This window comes from Cetobacterium somerae ATCC BAA-474, from assembly GCF_000479045.1.
GTDB classification, from domain to species: Bacteria; Fusobacteriota; Fusobacteriia; order Fusobacteriales; family Fusobacteriaceae; genus Cetobacterium_A; species Cetobacterium_A somerae.
Map to the genome: position 1 here is coordinate 1 of NZ_KI518199.1, position 4,100 is coordinate 4,100.

Annotated in this window: 5 protein-coding genes; 4 read left to right on the forward strand and 1 reads right to left on the reverse strand. The window is 22.1% G+C overall.

The window, feature by feature from the left end:
• Positions 1–740: 740 nt before the first annotated feature.
• Together HMPREF0202_RS11145 and HMPREF0202_RS15650 are read left to right on the forward strand one after the other, a co-directional pair.
• The gene (locus HMPREF0202_RS11145; protein ID WP_023050895.1) at positions 741–920 is read left to right on the forward strand and encodes a hypothetical protein; all 180 of its coding nucleotides are present in this window, start codon (positions 741–743) and stop codon (positions 918–920) included.
• A gap of 209 nt (positions 921–1,129) precedes the next feature.
• Entirely contained in the window at positions 1,130–1,261 is a 132-nt protein-coding gene (locus HMPREF0202_RS15650) for a hypothetical protein (protein ID WP_257163916.1), read from the forward strand.
• Between the two features lie 15 nt (positions 1,262–1,276).
• On the opposite strand, the gene HMPREF0202_RS11150 is transcribed toward HMPREF0202_RS15650, so the two are convergent.
• The gene (locus tag HMPREF0202_RS11150; protein ID WP_023050897.1) at positions 1,277–2,701 is read right to left on the reverse strand and encodes a KAP family P-loop NTPase fold protein; all 1,425 of its coding nucleotides are present in this window, start codon (positions 2,699–2,701) and stop codon (positions 1,277–1,279) included.
• A gap of 154 nt (positions 2,702–2,855) precedes the next feature.
• Here HMPREF0202_RS11150 and HMPREF0202_RS11155 point away from each other — a divergent pair, with 154 nt between their 5' ends.
• Both HMPREF0202_RS11155 and HMPREF0202_RS11160 read left to right on the forward strand, forming a co-directional pair.
• Positions 2,856–3,533, forward strand: coding sequence for a Fic family protein (locus HMPREF0202_RS11155; RefSeq protein ID WP_023050898.1), 678 nt, complete (start codon positions 2,856–2,858; stop codon positions 3,531–3,533).
• 17 nt (positions 3,534–3,550) lie between these two features.
• Positions 3,551–4,063: a P-loop NTPase family protein gene (locus HMPREF0202_RS11160; protein ID WP_023050899.1), complete on the forward strand. Its 513-nt coding sequence runs from the start codon at positions 3,551–3,553 to the stop codon at positions 4,061–4,063.
• Positions 4,064–4,100: the final 37 nt, after the last annotated feature.

The window sequence follows — 4,100 nt, forward strand, 5'->3', positions numbered from 1 at the left end:
TATTAATTTTTAATTTTATGTAGATTCTTTTATTTTATATGTTTAGATTTAAAGTTTTAGTGTAAAAATTAACCTCAGTAATATTATTCATTCTATAATAACCATATCAATAAAATACTTACCTATCTAATTACAAAATAACTTAATTAGGGGAGTGACACTATAATGAATATTGTAAATCTTATAAAAAAGCACTGGAAAGAATTTTTTTTAATAACTATAATCATTTTTATTCTCAATTTAATCGAAGTTAAATTTTTTAATAAAATATTCAGTTGGTGGGAGGCTTTAAAAATAATAATTATTTCTTTCATAGTATCTCTAAATTTAAAGAAAAAATAATTATATAAACTTTAGTTAAACTGGAGGATTAAAATGAATGTCTTGGATTTTGTAAAAAAATATTATAAATCTTTTTTTCTATACTTCGTAGGAATTACCCTTTTTAATTTTCTATATGCATATTTTTTTAATGATACATTTAGTCTATTAAGTAGCTTGTTTCTCTCATTTATTTGTTTTTTTGTATCTTTAACAAATTCTAAAAAATAATTTTAATAAATTTATCTGGAGAGTTCTGAAATGAAAAAAATTGATTTTGATGATTTAATTGGAGTACTTATAGGAATTTTAACTTTAATTTTAGGGTTTTTTCTTCATTTAAGCACCCGCTAAAAAGGTTAAAACTTTTTTTATTTTATAAATTAATAATTTTATTTTTTTAGAAAGTGAGAATTAAAATGAATATTATAAATTTTGTAAAAAAACGATATAAATTACTTATTTTAAGTTTTGGTGGAACTATTTTATTTAGATTTTTATTTGCTAAACTTTTCAATGGGACGTTTAGTATTTCTAATAGTATAGTTTCTGGTGGAATTCTATTTTTTATATTTTTAAAAGATTCTAAAAATAAATAAAATCTTAATTTATAATAAATTTAAAACTTTTTTATAAAACCTGTGGTCTAAATATTATAATAAGTGTTAAAAGTAATAAATAATTTAATCCCCCCAGATAAGAACCTCTATCCCCCCCAGAGGTTCTTATTATTTTTTGCAAATATACTCTAATAGTAATATAATTAAAAAAATAGATCTTTAAATTCTTACAAATGGAGGTATTTAAAATGAATGAGAAATGGGATAACCTAGCTGAAATTCTAAAAACCAGCAATAACATTGTTTTTTTCGGTGGAGCAGGAACCACCATAGAAAATAGGCTTAAATACATCCAAAATAAAAATAGTGGTAGAAATTAATCTATCTTTTTTATTTTAATCTATATAGCAAGTAAACTCATATTTTTCTTCACACCATTTATAGATGCTCTCTTCTTTAAACTCATTAATAAAATTCAAATTTAAAGGAATACCAATAGTATTTCCATCACATAGTATTTTTATTTGATTAAAATTAAATTTCTGATTAAATAAAGGATATTTTAATTTTTCACTTATTAAGTTATTCTGATTAGTAATTACCACTTTTCTTACTTCTGTAAGTGTAGCTAACGTACTTAATATAATAGTTGATTCTACCTCAAATAAACACTCATTATTATAAAAACTATCAAGTACTTCTATTTTATACCCTGAATTTATTTCCCTATTACAAATTATATCTTGAAAAAAGTACAATATATCAATCCCAAATATAGTTTTATCTTTTTTTATTTCATTATAAAATTCTCTATATAGAAAATATGCGATAAAATTTGTTATTAATATTAATGACCTTTTTTCTCCTTCTGTAAACGTTCTTAAAAGACAAGTAAATTTATTTAAAATTTTTCTTATTTGTCGAATAGATTTTATTTTAATTTCTTTATATTTTGTTTCTAATATTTTAATCAATAACGCCTTCATAAAAATTTCAAAATTTAATTCTCCATCTTTTATAAGTGCTTCCTTTGTGTATTTATAATTTTCATATTCTATTTGTAAAAAATCTGATATATCTATTTCAGGGAATATTAACTGAAGATCAAAAAACTTTTCGAAATAATCTTCATTTTCTCTATTACAACCATACAAATTTTCAACAGTATATTTTAATTGTTCTTTATTTATAAGGAATATAAAAGTTAGATTATAAATATCAAAAATATGCTTTATTGCTTCTAATAACTCAATTGCATAACTTGGCTTACATCTATCTAATTCATCCAAAATTATAACTCTTTTTGAAGTTCCCACACTAATACCAAAACTTTCTTTAAAACTTTTAACTAAATCTTTGTATTTTTTATACTCTTCTACCACAGAACTATCTATTCCCTGAAATATAGATTTTATATTAATTATATCTTCATTTGTAAAGTTCAGCTTTTTTAATAAAGCTGTTCCAAATATTTTAGTGGCTACTCCACCTATATTTTTTATTAATTTTTCACCTTTTTCTATTGTATCTGAAGATAGATTTAAATCACTTCCATTTATTTCTCCAATCAAAGATTTCATAGGATCACTGAAATAATCTGTTTCCCAAGCATTTATAGCTTTAGCTTTTATTCCATTCTCTCCTAATTTTTCTACCAATACATCTTTTAATAGAGTTTTTCCCATTCCCCAAGAAGCATCAATTGAAATTGTTTTTATTCTTTCTTTTTCATAAATCTCTCTATCAAATGTTGAATCTATAAGTGGTATCAAGTGATTCACAAACCTTTTCCTATTTTCTGTTAACTTTTCATAATACATTCAATTTCCCCCTTATAATTTCTAATAATAGTTTAATTCTAACTTTTCTAAAAGTCAATTTTATAAAATAAATACTTTATAATTATTCTAAAGTTGTATTTAGATAAATCAAATAATATAATATTACTATAATCATTAAAAGTGAGGTGTTACCATGAATAATAAATTAAAGAAAATTTATGAATTAAAAAGTGAACTAGATCATAGAATACCTCTTAATCAAGGTGAAATAAAAAGAATAAAAGAAAACTATATAATTAAAAATACATATAATTCAAATGCTATCGAAGGAAATGCTCTTACTGAAATGGAAACTAGATTTGTTATTGAAACTAATTTAGCTGTAGGTAAAAAGTCTTTAAAAGATCATTTAGAAATTAGAAACTACTATAATGCTTTACTTTATATTGAAACTTTAACAAACGAAATTTTATCTGAAGAAAATATAAAAACTGTTTATGCTATACTTTTAGATGGGCTTAATTGTACTAACAAAGGCAAATACAGGACTACCGTTACTTCTCAAGAAATGAATGATTTAATGGCTTGGTATACTTCTAAACCTGTTACTATTAACAGAATTATTGAATTTATTTGTAAATTTATTAATATCCACCCATTCATTGATGGGAATGGTAGAACTTTAAGACTACTAACTAATTTAGAGCTTTTAAAACTTGGATATCCTCCTATAACTATTTTGACTACTGACAAATTAGAGTACTACCAAGCTCTTGATAACAGCTATTATGAAAATTATGAGAAAGTCTATGATTTTTTTTATAATTGTATAATCGAAAGTTTAAATGAGTATTTAAGTTTTATAAATTAAAAATAGGAGCTAAATTTATGAAAAATAAGAATTTAAAAATAAGAATAATTGGTTCTCCTGGAAGTGGAAAAACTTATATCAGTAATTTTTTAAGTAAAGAATTAAATATTAAAACTACAGATTTAGATAATATATTTTGGAATACTTCCTCAACTGGCAATAGAATAAAAAATGATTACATCAATCGAGAATCTAGATTAAATTTGATTTTATTAAACAACTCATGGATTATAGATGGTGTTTATATCAATTCTTGGACTTTCTCCACTTTCTCTGAAGCTGACTATATTTTAGTAATCAAAACCAATAAATGGACTCAATACTATCGATTATTTAAAAGATTCTTTATAAGAAAATTTACTAATTATAGACCAAAGGAAACACTAAAAGATTTTAAAAATCTTATTTCTTGGACCTTCCAATATCAAATAGATTTAGATAATTTTATTTATACTAATTCCTATTCAAATAAAATTATAATAATTAAAACATATAAAGACTTAAATTACTTTTTAAAGTTATTGAATTAGATACTTTAATTTATAATAAATTTAAAACTTTTTTATA

Excerpts from the sequence above, each read along its gene's own strand:
- HMPREF0202_RS11155 (WP_023050898.1), top strand. The coding sequence starts at position 2,856 with ATGAATAATAAATTAAAGAAAATTTATGAATTAAAAAGTGAACTAGAT.
- HMPREF0202_RS11160 (WP_023050899.1), top strand. The coding sequence starts at position 3,551 with ATGAAAAATAAGAATTTAAAAATAAGAATAATTGGTTCTCCTGGAAGT.
- HMPREF0202_RS11150 (WP_023050897.1), bottom strand. The coding sequence starts at position 2,701 with ATGTATTATGAAAAGTTAACAGAAAATAGGAAAAGGTTTGTGAATCAC.
- HMPREF0202_RS15650 (WP_257163916.1), top strand. The coding sequence starts at position 1,130 with ATGAATGAGAAATGGGATAACCTAGCTGAAATTCTAAAAACCAGCAAT.
- HMPREF0202_RS11145 (WP_023050895.1), top strand. The coding sequence starts at position 741 with ATGAATATTATAAATTTTGTAAAAAAACGATATAAATTACTTATTTTA.